This window comes from Terrabacter aerolatus (genome assembly GCF_007991735.1).
GTDB classification, from domain to species: domain Bacteria; phylum Actinomycetota; class Actinomycetes; order Actinomycetales; family Dermatophilaceae; genus Terrabacter; species Terrabacter aerolatus.
The window spans coordinates 322,493-339,883 of record NZ_BJYX01000001.1; the positions used below are offsets into that span (position 1 = coordinate 322,493).

Consider the following 17,391-nt stretch of genomic DNA (forward strand, 5'->3'; position numbering starts at 1 on the left):
ATCGGCAAGGGTAGCCGGGGCCGCCGGGGCCGTCCCGACGATTCCAGCCCGTGACCTCACCACCGGGGTACAGGCCCGGTTTGTAGTCTGTCCCCCGTGATCCGCCGCCACCCCGTCAAGACGCTCGTCGTCCTGCTCCTGGTGATGGTGGCTGCGCTCACGCTCGCCTACGTGGGGCGCACCACCGTCCCCGTCCCGCCCACCACGCAGCCCAAGCCCGGCGAGTCGCTCGTCGTCATCGGGCTCGGCGGTCTGTCGTGGGACGACGTCTCCGCCGAGGACACCCCGACGCTCTGGGGGCTGCTCCGCGACGGCTCGGCCGCCTCGGTGTCGGTCAAGACCCTGCGCCTGACGACGTGCCCCACCGATGGCTGGGCCACCGTCTCGGCCGGCGAGGCGGCCGGCCCCGACACCCCCGAGGCCCGGCCGCAGTGCTCGCCGCTGCCCTCGATCGCCGGCAGCGCGACCTCGGGCTTCCGCGTCATCGGCTTCGACGCGCTCGCGACCGCGTCGCGCGAGGCGGAGTTCCGGGCGCAGCTCGGCCTGCTCGGTGACAGCTTCGCGGCCGACAAGACGTGCATCCAGGCCATCGGGCCGGGCGCGGGGCTCGCCGCCGCCACGTCCGACGGCAAGGTCGCGAAGTACTCCCCCTTCCAGGCGACCACCCTCGTCTCGGACCTCGCCCAGTGCCCGGTGACCATCGTCGACGTCGGCGGGATCGACCGGACCGACCCGAACCCGACCCGGCACCTCGAGCTCATCAACGGCATCGAGCGGCGCATCGGGCTCGTCATGGACGCGATGCCCAACGGGGCCGACCTCGTCGTGGCCGGCCTCGCCGACCGCGACCAGCAGGAGCGGCTCCGGCTGCTGACGGCGAGCGGCCCGCACTACGGCCCCGGACTCCTGGCGTCGGCGTCGACGCGGCTGACGGGCGTCGCCCAGCTGTCCGACATCACCGCGACGATCCTCCAGCGTGGCGGGGTCGAGCCCAAGGAGGCCATCGGGGGCCGGGCCCTCAGCGTCGTGCCGTCGGCCAACAACAGCGAGTCCACGGCGGCGAGCAAGCTCGTCGTCCTGACCGACATCGACACCAAGGCCGACGCGATGCACCGCATCGTCGCGCCCTTCCTCACCATCTGGCTCGTCGGCACGGCCCTGCCCATGCTCGTGCTGTGGCTCGTCATCCGCAGGGCGCGCCCGTGGAACCGTCGCTTCACCCGCGCCCGCGTGCTGCGCCTCGTCAGGCTCGTCGGCCTCGCCTCGGCCGCGATGCCGGCCGCGACCTTCCTCGCCAACCTCGTCCCGTGGTGGCGGTGGTCGACCAGCTCCCTCGTGCTCGTCCCGGTGCTGCTCGTCCTCGTGCTCGTCATCAGCGCGCTGCTCACCCTCGTCTGCCTCCGGGGCCCGTGGAGCAGCTCGGCGCTCGGGCCGCTGGCGGCGATGTCGGCCATCACCGCCGGCGTCATCGGCGTCGACCTGCTCACCGGGTCGCGCCTGCAGATCTCCTCGATCTTCGGCCTCCAGCCCCTCGTCGGTGGTCGGTTCTACGGCATGGGCAACGTCGCCTTCGCGTTGTATGCCGCCGCCGTCCTCATGCTCTGCGCCGCCCTCGCGCACGCGCTGGTCCGGCGCGGAGCACCGCGCCTGGCCGTCTTCGCCGTCGTCGTCGTCGGTGGCGTGGCTCTCGCCGTCGACGTGCTCCCCGCCTGGGGCGCCGACTTCGGCGGTCCGATCGCGCTCGTGCCGGCGCTGGGCTACCTCCTCCTCGGGGTCCTGGGCTGGCGCACGTCGGTGCGCAACGTCGGGGTCGTGCTCGTCGTCGCTGCCCTCGTCGTCGGGCTCGTCTCCTACCTCGACTGGCGACGGCCCGAGGCCGAGCGCTCGCACCCGGGCCGGTTCTTCCAGACGGTCATCGACGGTGGGGCGTGGGACGTGCTGTCCCGCAAGCTCTGGGCCAACGTCGAGCTCGCGATCCAGATGCCGGTGCTGCTCGTCGTCGTGACGGTGCTCATGGTCGTCGCCGTCATGATCGTGCTGCGGCCGGGGATCCTCGGCACCGAGCCGCTGCGGCGCCTCCTCGAGGAGGCCCCGATCATGCGTCGAGGGCTGCTCTCGGTCATCGTCATGGCCGTCATCGGCTTCCTCACCAACGACTCGGGGGCCGCCATCCCGCCGGTCGCGGCCATCTTCACGGTGCCGCTCGTCGCGTCGGCCGTCATGCACTTCCTGTCCATCGAGGCCCGCAACGCCCCGGTCCGCCGCCGCCGCGACCGCCACCACATCTGAGGAGCGACCCGTGACGGACCAGCAGCCCGACGTCCCCGACGAGCCGGCCGTGCTGACCGAGCCGGCCGTGCTGGCCGAGCTGGCCCGTGACATCGACCGGGTCTGCCGCCTCGAGGGCGAGTTCGTCGTCCGGTCCGGCGCCGTCGTCCCGGAGTACTTCGACAAGTACCTCTTCGAGTCCGACCCGGTCCTGCTGCGCCGCGTGGCCGAGGCCATGGTGCGGCTCGTGCCCGACGACACCGACCTGCTCGGCGGCCTCGAGCTCGGTGGGGTGCCCATCGCGACGATGATGAGCAGCCTGACCGGACTGCCCGCGCTCTTCGTCCGCAAGGCCCCCAAGGCGTACGGCACCCGCCGGCTCGCCGAGGGCGCCGACGTGGACGGGCGCCGGATCACGCTCGTCGAGGACATCGTCACGACGGGCGGGGCGGTGCGGGACGCGACGGCCGTGCTCCGCGAGCAGGGCGCCACCGTCGAGGTGGTCGTGTGCACGATCGACCGCAGCGAGCCGGGGGCCAACCGGCTGCACGAGCTCGGCCTGCAGACCCGGTCGGTGCTGACCCGGGCCGACCTCGACCGCGCCAGGACGGCCTGAGCCGGGGGCGTCAGCCGGGGGCGTCAGCCGGGGCCGAGGCGGCGTCGCAGCCGACGCACTCCGAGGGCGACGGCGACGTCGCGGTACTGCGCGGCCCGGTGCACCTGGGAGCGCCAGTCGGTGCCGGTGACCCGGTGCTGCAGGTCGCAGGGCACCTCGAGGATGGTGAGGCCGGCGTCGAGCACGTCCACGGTCATGCCGACCTCGACGCCCCAGCCCCGGGCGAACGGGGTCGCTGCGGTGATGGCGGCCGGCGACAGGCAGCGCATGCCCGAGAGCGGCTGCTCGGGTGACCAGCCGGTCAGCTCCTCGATGCCGCGCCGGGCCAGGCCGACGACGAGGCCGTGGCCGCCGGCGCTGCCCTTCTGCTGCGGCAGCGTCGCGATGGTGAGGTCGGCCTCCCCCCGGGCCACCGGGCCGACGAGCGCACCGACCGCCTGGGCCGAGGCCTCGAGGTCGGCGTCGACGAAGAGCACGGCGGCCCTCTCGTCGAGGCGCCCGACGCGGCGCAGCCCGCTGACCCGGCCGAGGCCGCTCATCATGGCGTCGGCCTTGCCGTGGTTGCGCGGGTGGCGCACCACCTCGGCGCCCTCGCGCGCCGCGATGGTGGCGGTGCCGTCGGTCGAGCCGTCGTCGACGACGACGACCGCCCGGACGCCCGGGATGGCCCGGACGCCGCGGATCGTCTCGGCGATCCGGGCCGCCTCGTCCTTGGCCGGGATGACGACGGCGACGGGCATCGGCGAGGTCGTCATCGTCGGCCGCCGGCTCAGCGGAGGGTGACCTGGCGGTTGGTCAGGCCGGCCCTGGCGCCACGCTCGGCCGCGGTGAGCGGCTCGGTCGAGGCGGCCGCGGCGTCGATCTTCGTCTTCATGGTCGCGACGGCGTCCTCGAAGTCGGCGGCAGCCGAGGCGGGGTCGACCTCCCACACCGGGATGAGCAGGCCACTCGAGCGGAAGCAGCCGAGCAGGCGGCCGTTCTCGCCGAGGTGGCTGTCGCCGGCCGCGTGCAGTCGGGCGAGGGCGTTGGTGGCGTCGTCCTCGGCGAACGGCAGCACCCAACGGACGTAGGTGCGCTCGCCGATGCGGCACCAGAAGGCCGACGGGGCGGCGTCGAGCTTGACGGTCGGGATGGCCGACTCGTTGGCACGCTCGAGGGACTCCTTGCCGTCGGCGTCGAGGTCGGCGTCGGCGACCCAGAAGTCGAAGCCCTCGTGCAGCTGCATCTCGAAGGGTGCGTCGGTGTCGAGGATGTCCTGCAGGCGCGGGGTGTCGGCCATCGACACCGGCAGTGTCGCGACGGGCGAGCCGGCCTCGGCCACGGCGGCGAGGGCGATGGCCTGCGCGATGTCGCGGCTCGTGTCGCCGCTGCCGGTGCCGGACTGGATGCCGACGACGACCTCGCCGCCCTCGCGGTGCAGGCCCGGCCAGGCGAGCGGGAGCACCGTCGCGATCGTCACCTCGTCGGGGGCGCCCTCAGGCGCCTTGCCTGCGGCGAAGCGGACCGTCGCGGTCGCGGCCGGGACGATCTCGCGCATGGCGACCCAGTCGGTCTCGTTCGGCAGTCCCTCGAAGGGGCGCGCCACGAACGGGGCCGGAAGCGGACGTGCGGAACGGTCTGCGCGCTCGCTGCGCGGTCGACGTGATGCCTTACCCATGCGCGCCACCCTAGTGGCCGGGCAGGGGGTCAGCCGAACGCGGTCGCGAGCGGCGCGAGGGCCAGCACGTCGTCCGGTCCGTCGAGCCCGACGGGTGCGACGAAGGCGGTCGTGACCCCGCGCCCGGCGAGCCCGGCGAGGCGTCGGGTGTGCTCGTCGGGGGTGCCGGCGTGGTGCCGCGCGGCGAAGCTCGCCGCGGCGGTGCGCCCACGGTGCCGCTCGACCCGCGACCAGACGTCGTCGCGGTCCCTGCCGACGAGCGGCAGGTCGAGCACCGTCGCGTGGACCGTCGACGGGTCGCGGCCGGCCTCTGCCACGAGGGCGAGGTAGCGGGCCACCTTGGCGAGGCCCACCTCGTCGGACGGGACGTTGCACCCGTCGCCGAGACGGGCGGCGACGCGGAGGGTGCGGTCGCCGCCGCCCCCGACGATGACGGGCAGCTCGCCGACCGGCCGCGGGTAGGAGGTCGTCTCGGGCAGCGAGACCCGCTGTCCGGCATACGGCTTGGTCCCCGGCGACCAGAGCGCCTTCATCGTCTCGATGCCCTGCTCGAGGGCGTCGAGCCGCTCTCTCGGAGTGGGGAACCCGAGGCCGTATGCCGCGTGCTCGCGTTCCCACCAGCCCGCGCCGACACCGACGAAGGCCCTGCCGCCCGTCAGGGCCGAGAGCGTCGCCCCGGCCTTGGCCGTGATGCCCGGTGCGCGGAAGGTCACCGGCGTCACGAGCGTGCCGAGCCGGAGCCGTGTCGTCGATGCGGCGAGCGCACCCAGGGCCACCCAGGGCTCCGGAACGGGGTCCCAGGCGCGGCCGACCTGGGGGATCTGGATGAGGTGGTCCATGAGCGCGATCCCGGCGAGCCCGGCCGCTTCGGCGGCGGCCGCCATGTCGCGCAGCCACTCGAGGAGGTCGACCTCGGCGGGGAACCGCGACAGGTGGAGCACGACACCACGCAGCCCGCCCCCACCCTCCCGCAACACACCGGGTGGTGGTGAGGTCCCGTCGGTTGCAACCGTGCCCGACCGACGCCTGCTCGGTGTGTTGCGGGGGCCGGCGGTGGGGAGGTAGGTGGGGAGGTCGTCGGGAGTGAGGACGAGGACGGCGTCCCAGCCCTCGCCGGCGAGCAGGTCGGTGGTCGCGGCGACGGACGCGAGCTGGCGCTCGAGCGCGCGGGCCGGGACGGGTCTGTCGCGGGCGGCGTTGCGCGAACGGCATACGCCGGCGGGGGTGTCGAGCACGACGGCGACCCCGGGAAGGCCCGCTCCCCGGGCCGCGGCGAGCCAGCGGCGGCGGCGCGGCGCGTCGGTGCCGAGCGTGTCTACGACGGTCGTCAGGCGGCGGCCGAGGCGGGCGGCGACGACCTGCTCGAGCAGCGCGAAGGCATCGGTGGAGGCGTCGAGGTCGTGCTCACCGCTGCCGACGACACCACGCAGCTGGTCGGAGGAGACGATCTCGGCTGCGCGGTAGTGACGGGACGCCCACGTCGACTTGCCCGATCCGGAGGCGCCGACGAGGACGACGAGGGCCGGGTCGGGGAGGGGCACCGCGGTCTCGGACCGCGCGGCTCAGTGCGAGCGGCGGCGCGACGGGCCGCCCAGGGAGGCCCAGACCGTGCGGCCGTTCGGGTCCTCGATGACGCCCCACTCGTGGGCGAGGGACCGCACGATGCGCAGGCCGCGACCCCCGGGGGCCCACGTCGTCGGCGGCGCGGGGCGCGGGACGGTCGGGCCGCCGCCGTCGGAGACCTCGACCTCGACGACGTCGTTCTTGACCTTCCAGTGGATGCGGATGGCCCCGTCGGAGAGCGGCTTGGCGTGGCGGATGGCGTTGGCGACGAGCTCGCTGACGACGATCTCGGCCTCGTCGATCACCTGCGGCAGCACCTCACGGGACACGAGGTCCTCGACGAGCGCCTTGCGGATGCGTGGAGCCGCCGACGGAGCCCACTGGATGCGCACCGTGCGCTTGTCGCCCAGGGGCGCGGTCGGGACGGTGCTCATGGATCTCCTTGCGATCGCGTCGGCTCGGTGAGGTCCAACCCCTGCGCTGGACCTCGAGCCGCTCCCCTGTGTGCTCGCCACGTCACGTCCTCTCACGGGCGAATCGCTTTCCCCTGTCGACGAACGCTAACCAAACCTGCGCCGGACCTCAATGAACTGTGAGTTTTTCCCGAGGCGCTGACCTGCGGATCTCTCACTATTCGGCTCTCTATCCCAACGACTAGAGAGCCTGAGACGTCCTGATCGACGGGGAACGGCGACACCGTCCCTGTCGGGTCGGGCGTACCCACTGACGGCCGATCCACGCAGAGCCTTGCCTTCAGAACAGTCGCGATATATCGTCGACCTATCGCGACTGTTCGTGAGTCGCGTTCGTAGAAGGAGAACACCATGCACGGACACCACCATCACCACACCCGGCACGAGTCCGGCTGGGACGGCAGCTGGGGCGGCGGCTGGGGCGGCCAGGGCAACGGCCCGGGCAACGGCCCCGGCTTCGGACCCGGTCGCGGCCCCTGGGGCGGTCCCGGCGGCCCCGGCGGCCGCGGTCGCCCCGGCCCTCCCCCGTGGGTCGCCGACCTCGTCCGCCACTTCGGCGGCCCCGGCTTCGGTCCCGAGTTCGGCGGTCGCCGCGGGCCGAGGGCCCGCCGCGGCGACGTCCGCGCCGCCATCCTCGACGTCCTCGCGGGCGACGAGATGAACGGCTACCAGCTCATCCAGCAGATCTCCGAGCGCACCGGCGGCGCGTGGAAGCCGAGCCCCGGCTCGGTCTACCCGACCGTCCAGCAGCTCGAGGACGAGGGACTCGTCGAGGGTCGCGACGTCGAGGGCCGGCGCCTGCTGCGCCTCACCGACGCGGGTCGCGCCTACGTCGAGGAGAACGCCGAGGAGATGGCTGCCACGTGGCGGCCCTTCGAGGAGGCGACCGAGGAGGAGGCCCCCCGCCCCTCGGGCGGAGCCAACGACCTCATGCCCCTCGTCGGCCAGGTCATGGGCGGCATGTGGCAGGTCGTCACGACCGGCACGTCGCAGCAGCGCGCCGAGGCGGCGGAGATCCTCACGGAGACCCGGCGCAAGCTCTACCGCTTGCTCGCCGACGGTGACCCGGAGTAGGACGAGCCGGCCCTCCGCACCCCCTGCACCCCGAGCGCGTTCAGTCGCGCTCGGGGTGCAGCACGAAGAAGCCGAGGTCACGCCCGCCGGCGCGCTCCTCGTATGCCGTGTAGCCGCGGTAGTAGGCGAGCGCCGCCTCGCGAACGCGCTCCCTCTCGGTCCCCTGGACCTGGACGGCGCGCACGCGGTGCGTCACGCCGTCGACCTCGAGCACGGCCTGCGGGTGGGCGCGGAGGTTGAAGTACCACGCCGGCGGGCGCTCGGAACCGTAGCTCGAGGCGATGACACCCCAGCCCTCGTCGAGCGGGGCGAGCATGAGCGGCACCGTGCGAGGCTGCCCCGAGCGGGCTCCGGTCGTCGTCAGCATCCCGACCGGGACGGCGGCGAGCCACTGGCTGGGGAGGGTCCGGCGCGGGGCCAGTCGGTGGCCGAGCCCGTCGAGCCGGTGCAGGAGCCGTCTGGAGACCCAGGCCCCCGGCCGTGAGGCCACGAGCCCCCGCAGGGCGCGCTGGACAGGGTTCGCCTCGTCGATGCGGCGCAGTCGCATGTCTGCAGCGTAGAACCGGCGACCACGTCGCACGAGGTGTCGGGCAGGATGGCCCGGTGTCCACGTCCGCGCCCCGTCAGCCACCGGGCCCGTCGGGCCTCCTCGTCGCCGGCACGTCGTCCGACGCCGGCAAGTCCGTCGTCGTCGCGGGGCTGTGCCGCGCCCTCGCGCGCCGCGGGATCCGGGTGGCGCCGTTCAAGGCGCAGAACATGTCGAACAACTCGATGGTCTGCCTCGACGGCGGCGAGATCGGCCGGGCTCAGTACCTCCAGGCGCAGGCGGCCCGGCTCGAGCCGACGACGGCGATGAACCCGGTGCTGCTCAAGCCCGGCACCGACCGACGCTCGTTCGTCGTCGTGCGCGGCGAGCCCGCGGGCACCCTCGAGGCCGGCGAGTATGCGGCCGGGCGGGCGCATCTGGCCGATGCCGCCTTCGCCGCCTACCGGGAGCTCGCCGACGCCTACGAGCTCGTCGTCTGCGAAGGGGCCGGCTCCCCCGCCGAGATCAACCTGCGCTCGGGCGACTACGTCAACATGGGTCTGGCGCGGCAGTTCGGGCTGCCGGTCGTCGTGGTCGGCGACATCGACCGGGGCGGCATCCTCGCCTCCCTCTACGGCACGTGGGCCCTGCTCGAGGGGGACGACCGGGCCCTGCTGAAGTCCTTCGTCATCAACAAGTTCCGCGGGGACGTGTCGGTGCTCGAACCGGGTCTGGACACGATCACCGACCGGACCGGCGTGCCGTTCCACGGCGTCATCCCGTGGCTGCTCGACGTCTGGCTCGACAGCGAGGACACCCTCGAGGTCGGCCACTGGCGGGCCTCCACGGCGCTGTCCGCGACCTCGCGCGACCGGCTCAAGGTGGCCGTCGTCCGGCTGCCCCGGATCTCGAACGCGACCGACGTCGACGCCCTCGCGGCCGAGCCCGGGGTCGACGTCCTCGTGACGGTCGACGCTGCCGTGGCGGAGTCTGCCGACCTGCTCGTGCTGCCCGGGTCACGTTCGACCGCAAGCGATCTCGAGTGGCTGCGCGAGCGCGGCCTGGCCGAGGTCGTCGCCCGACGGGTCGCCGCCGGACGACCGGTGCTCGGCGTGTGCGGTGGCTACCAGATGCTCGGGCACGAGATCGAGGACGACGTCGAGGGACGGGTCGGGGTCGTGCCGGGCCTCGGCCACCTGCCCGTGCGCACCGAGTTCGGTGCGGCCAAGGTGCTCGCGCGTCCGGTCGGGTCGTGGGCGGACCACGCCGTCGACACGGCCTACGAGATCCACCACGGGATCGCCCGACCCCTCGAGGTCGACACCGGTCAGGACGCGGATCCCGCTGAGGCGCAACGCTTCCTGGACGGCCTTAGCGTGGGCGCCGTCTGGGGGACGATGTGGCACGGCGCGTTCGAGAGCGACGGCTTCCGCCGGGCCTGGCTGTCCCAGGTCGCGGCCAAGGCCGGGTCCGAGTGGCAGCCGCACCCGGACGCCGCAGGCTTCGCCGAACGCCGCGAGCGGATGCTCGACACGCTCGCCGACGCCCTCGAGGAGCACGTCGACATCGACGCCCTCCTCGCCCTGACCCGGATCGGAGACCACGCATGATCGAGCGGATCCGCGTCATCGGCATCGGGATGGGAGACCCCCTCCAGGTCACCGGCGAGGCCGCCCGCGCCCTCGCCACGGTCGACGTCTTCCTCGTCGCCGACAAGGGTGAGGCGGCATCGGACCTCGTCGCTGCTCGCCAGGCGGTCTGCGACGCGCTCATCCCGGCGGAGCACGCCTACCGGGTCCTCGAGGTCCCCGACCCGAGACGCGGTCCGGACGGCGAACGCGACGACACGGCATACGACCGAGGGGTGCGCGACTGGCACGCGGCGCGCGTGGACGCCTACGCCGACGTCATCGGCGGGCTCGACGACGGCGAGCGGACGGTCGGCTTCCTCGTGTGGGGTGACCCGGCGTTCTACGACTCGACCATCCGGGTCGTCGATGCGCTCGTCGAGCGTTGGGGCGCAAGGGGACTCACCGTCGAGCACGACGTCATCGCCGGGATCAGCGCGCCGCAGCTGCTTGCCGCGCGGCACCGCATCCCGCTCAACCGCATCGGCGCCCCGATCCACATCACCACCGGACGGCGGCTCGTCGACGAGTACGACCCGACGCTCGGCGACGTCGTCGTCATGCTCGACGGGCACCTCGCCTGCGCAGAGCTCGCAGACGCCTTCCCGGAGGTCGAGCTCTACTGGGGCGCCTACCTCGGCACGCCCGACGAGCTGCTCGTGCGAGGGCCCCTCGCCCAGGTCCTCGACGAGGTGCGCCGGGTGCGCGCCGAGGCCCGCGAGCGCCACGGCTGGGTCATGGACACCTACCTGCTGCGGCCGTCGCCCGGGACCCTCGGCGACACCGGCCCGAGCGGGTTCCCGGACACCGAGCCCCTGACCGACGGTGTCGTCACCGTGCGACCGCTCGAGGCGGGCGACTGGCAGGTCGTGCGCGACGAGCACAACAACGAGGAGTCGCTGCGCTGGGACTTCTTCGGACGGCCCCACACCGACGACGAGGCCAGGACGAGCGCCGCGCGGGCCCGGCGGGAATGGCGCCTCGGCCGGGCTGCTCGATTCGTCATGGTCGACGCAGCCACGGGGCTCGGCGCAGGCGTCATCAGCGTCAGGAGGTTGGGGCCGCCCGGCCTCGGGCTCGTCGGCTACGGCGTCGTGCCCGAGTTCCGCGGGCGCGGCTTCACCACGCGCGCCCTGCGTCTCGTCTCGCGGTGGGCCTTCGACGTGGCCGGTCTCGACCGGCTCGAGCTCGGTCACAAGGCGGAGAACGTCGCCTCGGGCAAGGCCGCCGCCAGGGCGGGCTTCACGGCGGAGGGACTGCTGCGCGAGCGTCTGCCCAACCCCGACGGCAGCCGGTCCGACGAGGTCTACTACGCCCTGACGCGCGGGACGTTCTCGCCGGAGACCCGAGACTGAGTCCTCGAGGCGGCCAGGGTGCCGCCGTGGACGACAGGGGACTAGTCGGGGGCGGGATTCCCGCCTGTGTCTGGCTCGTGCGCCTCCAGTGGCTGCTGGCGCGCAGCGGCAGGCTCACGAAGGTCGTACCGGACGCAGGCCTGTGGGTCATGTGGGCCCTTCCCTTCGTCTCCTGGGTCCTACCGGCCGTGCGGATCTCGCGGCTGGAGCGGGCGACCTTCGGCACGGGGGTCCTGGGTCGTCTACGCCTGGGCCGCACTCTTCGTTCCCCTGACCATGCCGCGACTGTGGGCGCCCAGCTCTGACGTCGACACCCCCACGGGCCGCGCGGCCTGGCTGCTCGCGGCCACCGCTGTGGTCACGTTCGCCCTGTGGTTCGTGACGGTGCTGAGAATGACCCGAGGTGCGGAAGTCGTGGCCCACGAGTCCGGCGTGGACGCCTAGATGTACTGACCGGGCACGTTGGTTGAGGGAATGCGACTCATCGCTGTGAGCTGCTGACATGGGAGGGCCTCCCGCGGTGGAGTGGAACTGCTCAAGGTTCACTTCGCCAAACAGGAGGCCCTCATGTCCCACGCTAACGCCGCCCTGACCCCACGCGCCCGGCTCCGGGTGGCCCAGCTCGTCGTCGACCAACACGTCCCGATCGTCGAGGTCGCAGCCCGGTTCCAATGCTCGTGGCCCACGGTCAAACGCTGGGCCGCCCGGTACGCCGCCGGCCAGGCGATGACCGACCGGTCCAGCCGGCCACACTCGATGCCGGCCAAGACCTGCCCGGCGACGACGAAGCGGATCGTGGCGCTGCGGCTACGCAAGCGCCTGGGCCCGGTCCAGCTCGCCGCCCTGACCGGGGTCGCGCCCTCGACCGCGCACCGGGTGCTGGTGCGGTGCCGCCTGAACCGGCTGTCCCACGTGGACCGGGCCACCGGCGAGCCGGTGCGCCGCTACGAGCACCCGCACCCCGGGGCAATGCTGCACGTGGACGTCAAGAAGCTGGGCAACATCCCCGATGGCGGCGGCTGGCGCTACGTCGGACGCCGCCAAGGACGGCACAACCGGCAGTCGACACCGGGAAAGCCCAAGAACGTGCACTACAACCCGAAGATGGGTCACGCGTTCGTGCACACCGTCATCGATGACCACTCCCGCGTCGCCTACGCCGAGGTCCACGACGACGAGACCGCCGCCACCGCGACCGCAGTCCTAAGACGGGCCGTGGCCTGGTTCGCCGCCCGTGGAATCCCCACCCAGAGGGTCCTGTCCGACAACGGCCCGGCCTACCGCTCGCACGTGTGGCGTGATCTGTGCGCCGAACTCGCGATCAAGCACACCCGCACCAGGCCCTACCGGCCGCAGACCAACGGCAAGATCGAACGCTTCCACCGCACCCTCGCCGACGGGTGGGGCTACGCCCGCTGCTACGCCTCAGAAGACGAGCGCCGAGCAGCTCTGCCAGCATGGCTGCACGAGTACAACCACCACCGACCCCACACCGCCTGCGGGAACAAGCCACCCATCACCCGCTTGACCAACCTGTCAGGTCAGTACACCTAGACCCGGTCGAGGAAGGCGAGCACGCGCCGCTGCACGAGCGCGGCGGCCTCCGGGTCGTATGCCGTCGTGCTGGCGTCGGCGAAGAGGTGGCCGCACCCGGCATACGTGAAGAGCTCGCCGTCGGCGGCAGCCGTGACGACGGCGCGGGCCGCGTCGACGTCGCCCTCGTCCATGAAGAACTCGTCGCCCTCCCCACCGTGGACCTGCACGGGGACACCGGCCGGCCACTCGTCGGCGAACTCGCCGAGCGGGATCGCGGAGTCGATCAGGACGGCGCCGCGAGCGCCCGGTCGGGTCTGGGCGAGGCGCTGGGCCGCCATGACGCCGAGGGAGAAGCCGGCATACACCGTCTCGGCCGGCAGGCCGTCGGCCGCCGCGACGCCCTGCTCGAGAAGGGTGCCGAAGCCGATCGAGCGGGCCTTGGCCATCCCCTCGTCGAGGGTCGCGAAGCTCTCGCCTCCGTAGAGGTCCGGGGTGTGCACGGTGTGCCCCGCGGCTCGGAGGGCATCGGCGAAGGCGAGGAAGCCCGGGGTCTGGCCCTGGGCGTGGTGGAGGAGGAGGACGTCGGCCATGCTTGCTCCTGTGCTCGATGGACACCATGCTGATCATCGAACAATCTAGGCCTGGCTCGTGAGTCCACGGCCCTGCTGGGATGCCGGGTCGCACCGAAGAGCGCCGACCTCTCCGTGCTCGAGTCGTTCTTCCTGCCGGGAGTCGGCAGCATGATCAACGGGGGCGTGGGCAAGCGCATCGGCATCCTCAGCTGGCGCGATTCGCTGCCGTGACGGCGCCACCGGAGGAGACTCGGACGATGGCGCGACGAAACCTCTGGTGCCTGGTCCTCGGCCACCGCTACAGGCGGCAGAAGCTGAGGGGACGCACGATCCTGACCTGCAAGCGGTGCGGCGACGTCGACGTCGTGGATCACGACATGCGCGGGCTGCAGTTCTGACCCGATGCTCGAGAGCGTGACCGGGCGACGACGGGCGGCCTCAGTCCTCGAGGTCGCCCTCGACGTCGAGGTAGACCTGCTGGAGGTCGGCGAGCAGCTGCGGGTCGGGCTCCTCCCACAGGCCGCGGTCGACGGCCTCGTGGAGCCGCTCGATCATCCCGTGCAACGCCCAGGGGTTCGCGTGCTGGATGAAGTCGCGGTTCTCCTTGTCGAGGACGTACGTCTGGGCGAGCTGCTCGTACATCCAGTCGGTCACGACGCCGGCCGTCGCGTCGAACCCGAAGAGGTAGTCGACGGTCGCGGCGAGCTCGAAGGCGCCCTTGTAGCCGTGCCGGCGCATCGCCGCGATCCAGCGCGGGTTGACGACGCGGGCGCGGAAGACGCGGGCCGTCTCCTCGGTGAGCGTGCGGGTGCGCACCGCGTCGGGGGTCGTCGAGTCGCCGACGTACGCCTTGGGCTCGCGCCCGGTCAGGGCGCGGACCGTCGCGACCATGCCACCGTGGTACTGGAAGTAGTCGTCGCTGTCGGCGATGTCGTGCTCGCGCGTGTCGATGTTCTTCGCCGCCACGTCCATCCGCGCATAGGTGCGCTCCATGTCGGCCCGAGCAGGCATGCCGTCCAGCTCGCGCCCGTAGGCGAAGCCGCCCCACGTGGCGTAGACCTCCGCGAGGTCGGCATCGGTCCGCCAGTTGCCCGACTCGACGAGCGGGAGGATGCCGGCGCCGTAGGAGCCGGGCTTGCTGCCGAAGATGCGGGTCGTCGCACGGCGGGCGTCGCCGTGGTCGGCCAGGTCGTCGGTGACGTGGGCCCGGACGTAGTTCTCGTCGGGGCCCTCGTCGAGATCGGCGACGAGACGGACGGCGTCGTCGAGCATCGCGATGACGTGCGGGAAGGCGTCGCGGAAGAAGCCGGAGATCCGGACCGTGACGTCGATGCGGGGGTGGCCCAGCTCGGCGAGCGGCACCACGTCGAGACCGACGACACGGCGGGACATCTCGTCCCAGCGGGGCCGGACGCCGATGAGCGAGAGGACCTCGGCGATGTCGTCGCCGGAGGTGCGCATGGCGGAGGTGCCCCAGACCGACAGGCCGACCGAGCGGGGCCACTCCCCGGTGTCGGTGCGGTGCCGGGCGAGCAGGCCGTCGGCCAGTCGCTGTCCGGTCTCCCACGCGAGCCGGCTCGGGATCGCCTTGGGGTCGACCGAGTAGAAGTTGCGGCCCGTCGGCAGCACGTTGACGAGGCCGCGCAACGGCGAGCCCGACGGACCGGCCGGGACGTACCCGCCGTCGAGCGCGTGGAGCACGGCGTCGATCTCGCCCGTCGTGGCGCGCAGGCGCGGGACGACCTCGCGACACGCGAAGGCCAGCGAACGGCATACGCCCTCGGTGTCGACGGCGACGTCGCCCAGCTGCTCGCGCACGATCCCCGGCACGGCCGACTCGTCCCAGTCGGCCTCGGCGAGCGCGGCGACGAGCGCGCTCGCCTGCACTTCGGCGTCGTCGACGGACGTCCGCTCCGAGCGCCCTTCGCTCAGGCCGAGCGCCGTGCGCAGGCCCGGCACGGCGCCGACCGCACCGGCGAAGACCTGGTTGGCTCGCAGGATCGCGAGCACGAGGTTGGCCAGGCCCTCCCCTGCGGGGGCCTCGCCGAGGACGTGCAGCCCGTCGCGGATCTGGACGTCCTTGACCTCGCAGAGCCAGCCGTCGACGTGCATGACGAACTCGTCGAAGGCCTCGTCGTCGGGACGGTCGGTCAGGCCGAGGTCGTGGTGCAGCTGCGCGGCCTGGATGAGGGTCCAGATCTCGGCGCGCAGGGCCGGTGCCTTGGCCGGGTCCATGACCGAGACGTTGCCGTACTCGTCGAGCAGCTGCTCGAGGCGGGCGATGTCGCCGTAGGACTCGGCACGCGCCATCGGCGGCACGAGGTGGTCGACGATCGTCGCGTGGGCACGCCGCTTGGCCTGGCTGCCCTCGCCGGGGTCGTTGACGAGGAAGGGGTAGACGAGCGGGATCGAGCCGATCGTCGCATCGGGTCCGCAGGCGGCCGAGAGCGCCAGGGTCTTGCCGGGCAGCCACTCCAGGTTGCCGTGCTTGCCCATGTGCACGATCGCGTGGGCACCGAAGTCCCTGGCGAGCCAGTCGTAGACGGCGAGGTAGTGGTGCGTCGGCGGCAGGTCGGGATCGTGGTAGATCGCGATGGGGTTCTCGCCGAAGCCGCGAGGCGGCTGGACGAGGACGACGACGTTGCCGGCGCGCAGGCTCGCGGCGACGAGCTCGCCGTCGGCGTCGGTGTGGCGGTCGACGAACACCTCGCCGGGCGCCTCGCCCCAGTGCTTCGTCACGGCGTCGCGCAGCTCGTCGGGCAGGGTGTCGAAGTGCTCGCGGTAGCGCGCGGCGGGAATGCGGACCGGCTGCCCGGTCAGCTGCTCCTGGGTCAGCCAGTCCTCGTCCTGGCCGCCGGCCTCGATGAGCGCGTGGATGAGGGCGTTGCCCGCGGTCGTGTCGGGCGTCTCGCCGTCGACGGGCTCGAGCGGACCGGTGCCGGGGATCTCCCCGGGCGCTCCGAGGTCGTAGCCGGCGTCGCGCATGGCGCGCAGCAGCCGGATGATCGAGACCGGGGTGTCGAGACCGACGGCGTTGCCGATGCGCGAGTGCTTCGACGGGTAGGCCGACAGGACGATCGCGATGCGGCGCTCGGCCGGCGGAGTGTGGCGCAGGCGGGCGTGGTTGACGGCGAGCGTGGCGAGACGGGCGCACCGCTCCGGGTCCGGCACGTAGTGCGGCAGACCGTCGGCGTCGGTCTCCTTGAAGGAGAAGACGCCTCCGATGATGCGGCCGTCGAACTCGGGCACGGCGACCTGCGTCGCGACGTCGAGCGGACTCATGCCGTCGTCGCTGGCGTCCCACTGGTCGCGGCTCCACGTGAGGCACAGCCCCTGGATGATCGGGACGTCGAGCGCGGCGAGGGCCTGCACGTCCCAGGCCTCGTCGTCCTCGCCCGCGCTCGCGGTGCCGGGTTTCGTGCCGCCGGCCGCCAGCACGGTCGTGACGAGGACGTCGTATGCCGTGAGGTGCTCGAGCAGGTCGGCCGGGGCGTCGCGCAGCGACGACACGTGCACGGGCACGCCGACGCCGCCGGCCGCGTCGACCGCGTCGGCGAGGGCCTGGACGTAGGCGACGTTCTCGGCGGCGAACTGGGCCCGGTAGAAGAGGATCCCGACGCGGGGCCGGTGCTCCCCGTGGGCGGCCGGCTCCGGCTCGGGCCGGTCGAGGACGCCCCACGTCGGTAGAGCCACGGGTGGCTCGAAGCCCTCGCCGGTCATGAGAAGGGTGTCCCCGAGGAAGGCGTGCAGCTCGCGGAGGTTGGCGGCGCCGCCCTCGGCGAGGTAGCGGTGGGCCTCCGCGACGACGCCGGGCGCGACCGTCGACAGGTCCATGAGCGCGGCGTGCGGTGTCTGCTCGCCGCCGAGGACGACCATCGGCTTGCCGATGCCCCGGATGCGGCGGAAGCCCTCGCAGAGGTCCTGGGGCCCGCCGAGGATGCGCGCCACGACGACGTCGGCGGCCTCGATGGCCCCGGCCATCGAGGTGTGGCCGGGCCGCGACGGGTTGGCGAGCAGGTAGTCGGCACCGCTCCCGCGGGCACACAGCAGGTCGGTGTCAGACGTCGAGAGCAGCGCGATGCGCGTCACTGGAACTCCTCGGCGGGGTGTCCACGCCCCGCGG

Annotated in this window: 14 protein-coding genes; 7 read left to right on the forward strand and 7 right to left on the reverse strand. The window is 73.0% G+C overall.

Going from position 1 to position 17,391, the window contains the following annotated elements:
* Nucleotides 1–96: 96 nt before the first annotated feature.
* Both TAE01_RS01570 and pyrE read left to right on the forward strand, forming a co-directional pair.
* Nucleotides 97–2,289 (forward strand): hypothetical protein, encoded by a 2,193-nt coding sequence (locus TAE01_RS01570; protein WP_147062673.1) that lies wholly within the window; start codon nucleotides 97–99, stop codon nucleotides 2,287–2,289.
* A 10-nt stretch (nucleotides 2,290–2,299) separates the two neighbouring features.
* The gene (gene pyrE, locus TAE01_RS01575) at nucleotides 2,300–2,884 is read left to right on the forward strand and encodes an orotate phosphoribosyltransferase (RefSeq protein ID WP_246111066.1); all 585 of its coding nucleotides are present in this window, start codon (nucleotides 2,300–2,302) and stop codon (nucleotides 2,882–2,884) included.
* Between the two features lie 23 nt (nucleotides 2,885–2,907).
* Here pyrE and TAE01_RS01580 read toward each other — a convergent pair whose 3' ends face one another.
* Genes TAE01_RS01580 through TAE01_RS01595 form a run of 4 tightly spaced genes read right to left on the reverse strand, consistent with a single transcriptional unit; the run spans nucleotide 2,908 to nucleotide 6,538 of the window.
* A complete protein-coding gene (locus TAE01_RS01580; RefSeq protein WP_147062674.1) occupies nucleotides 2,908–3,639 on the reverse strand; it encodes a glycosyltransferase family 2 protein in 732 nt (243 codons plus the stop codon).
* Between the two features lie 14 nt (nucleotides 3,640–3,653).
* On the reverse strand, nucleotides 3,654–4,541 hold the full coding sequence (locus tag TAE01_RS01585; RefSeq protein WP_186814993.1) for a DUF5926 family protein: 888 nt from the start codon (nucleotides 4,539–4,541) through the stop codon (nucleotides 3,654–3,656).
* A 29-nt stretch (nucleotides 4,542–4,570) separates the two neighbouring features.
* The gene (locus TAE01_RS01590) at nucleotides 4,571–6,082 is read right to left on the reverse strand and encodes an LLM class flavin-dependent oxidoreductase (protein ID WP_147062676.1); all 1,512 of its coding nucleotides are present in this window, start codon (nucleotides 6,080–6,082) and stop codon (nucleotides 4,571–4,573) included.
* A 21-nt stretch (nucleotides 6,083–6,103) separates the two neighbouring features.
* Nucleotides 6,104–6,538 carry an ATP-binding protein gene (locus tag TAE01_RS01595; RefSeq protein WP_147062679.1) on the reverse strand — a complete coding sequence of 145 codons (435 nt, stop codon included), beginning with the start codon at nucleotides 6,536–6,538 and terminating at the stop codon, nucleotides 6,104–6,106.
* Nucleotides 6,539–6,928: 390 nt separating this feature from the next.
* Between TAE01_RS01595 and TAE01_RS01600 the strand changes: the two genes are divergently transcribed.
* Nucleotides 6,929–7,651, forward strand: a complete 723-nt coding sequence (locus tag TAE01_RS01600; RefSeq protein ID WP_147062681.1) for a PadR family transcriptional regulator — start codon at nucleotides 6,929–6,931, stop codon at nucleotides 7,649–7,651.
* A gap of 40 nt (nucleotides 7,652–7,691) precedes the next feature.
* On the opposite strand, the gene TAE01_RS01605 is transcribed toward TAE01_RS01600, so the two are convergent.
* Entirely contained in the window at nucleotides 7,692–8,198 is a 507-nt protein-coding gene (locus TAE01_RS01605) for a nitroreductase family deazaflavin-dependent oxidoreductase (RefSeq protein WP_147062683.1), read from the reverse strand.
* A 56-nt stretch (nucleotides 8,199–8,254) separates the two neighbouring features.
* Between TAE01_RS01605 and TAE01_RS01610 the strand changes: the two genes are divergently transcribed.
* The 3 genes from TAE01_RS01610 (at nucleotide 8,255) to TAE01_RS01620 (ending at nucleotide 12,714) form a co-directional block, all read left to right on the forward strand.
* On the forward strand, nucleotides 8,255–9,787 hold the full coding sequence (locus TAE01_RS01610) for a cobyric acid synthase (protein WP_147062685.1): 1,533 nt from the start codon (nucleotides 8,255–8,257) through the stop codon (nucleotides 9,785–9,787).
* Complete coding sequence (gene cobF / locus TAE01_RS20780) at nucleotides 9,784–11,160, forward strand: precorrin-6A synthase (deacetylating) (RefSeq protein WP_186814994.1); 1,377 nt, start codon at nucleotides 9,784–9,786, stop codon at nucleotides 11,158–11,160. Before TAE01_RS01610 ends, cobF begins: the two co-directional genes overlap by 4 nt.
* A 567-nt stretch (nucleotides 11,161–11,727) precedes the next feature.
* Nucleotides 11,728–12,714: an IS481 family transposase gene (locus tag TAE01_RS01620; RefSeq protein WP_147062688.1), complete on the forward strand. Its 987-nt coding sequence runs from the start codon at nucleotides 11,728–11,730 to the stop codon at nucleotides 12,712–12,714.
* Here TAE01_RS01620 and TAE01_RS01625 read toward each other — a convergent pair.
* The gene (locus TAE01_RS01625; RefSeq protein WP_147062690.1) at nucleotides 12,711–13,286 is read right to left on the reverse strand and encodes a dienelactone hydrolase family protein; all 576 of its coding nucleotides are present in this window, start codon (nucleotides 13,284–13,286) and stop codon (nucleotides 12,711–12,713) included. The genes TAE01_RS01620 and TAE01_RS01625 overlap by 4 nt on opposite strands.
* Before the next feature lie 239 nt (nucleotides 13,287–13,525).
* Here TAE01_RS01625 and TAE01_RS20440 point away from each other — a divergent pair, with 239 nt between their 5' ends.
* Entirely contained in the window at nucleotides 13,526–13,666 is a 141-nt protein-coding gene (locus TAE01_RS20440; RefSeq protein WP_186814995.1) for a hypothetical protein, read from the forward strand.
* A gap of 40 nt (nucleotides 13,667–13,706) precedes the next feature.
* Here TAE01_RS20440 and cobN read toward each other — a convergent pair whose 3' ends face one another.
* On the reverse strand, nucleotides 13,707–17,357 hold the full coding sequence (gene cobN / locus TAE01_RS01630; protein WP_147062692.1) for a cobaltochelatase subunit CobN: 3,651 nt from the start codon (nucleotides 17,355–17,357) through the stop codon (nucleotides 13,707–13,709).
* Between the last annotated feature and the right edge of the window lie 34 nt (nucleotides 17,358–17,391).

Excerpts from the sequence above, each read along its gene's own strand:
- TAE01_RS01625 (WP_147062690.1), bottom strand. The coding sequence starts at position 13,286 with ATGGCCGACGTCCTCCTCCTCCACCACGCCCAGGGCCAGACCCCGGGC.
- TAE01_RS01585 (WP_186814993.1), bottom strand. The coding sequence starts at position 4,541 with ATGGGTAAGGCATCACGTCGACCGCGCAGCGAGCGCGCAGACCGTTCC.
- cobF (WP_186814994.1), top strand. The coding sequence starts at position 9,784 with ATGATCGAGCGGATCCGCGTCATCGGCATCGGGATGGGAGACCCCCTC.
- TAE01_RS01595 (WP_147062679.1), bottom strand. The coding sequence starts at position 6,538 with ATGAGCACCGTCCCGACCGCGCCCCTGGGCGACAAGCGCACGGTGCGC.
- TAE01_RS01620 (WP_147062688.1), top strand. The coding sequence starts at position 11,728 with ATGTCCCACGCTAACGCCGCCCTGACCCCACGCGCCCGGCTCCGGGTG.
- TAE01_RS20440 (WP_186814995.1), top strand. The coding sequence starts at position 13,526 with ATGGCGCGACGAAACCTCTGGTGCCTGGTCCTCGGCCACCGCTACAGG.
- TAE01_RS01600 (WP_147062681.1), top strand. The coding sequence starts at position 6,929 with ATGCACGGACACCACCATCACCACACCCGGCACGAGTCCGGCTGGGAC.
- TAE01_RS01580 (WP_147062674.1), bottom strand. The coding sequence starts at position 3,639 with ATGACGACCTCGCCGATGCCCGTCGCCGTCGTCATCCCGGCCAAGGAC.
- TAE01_RS01605 (WP_147062683.1), bottom strand. The coding sequence starts at position 8,198 with ATGCGACTGCGCCGCATCGACGAGGCGAACCCTGTCCAGCGCGCCCTG.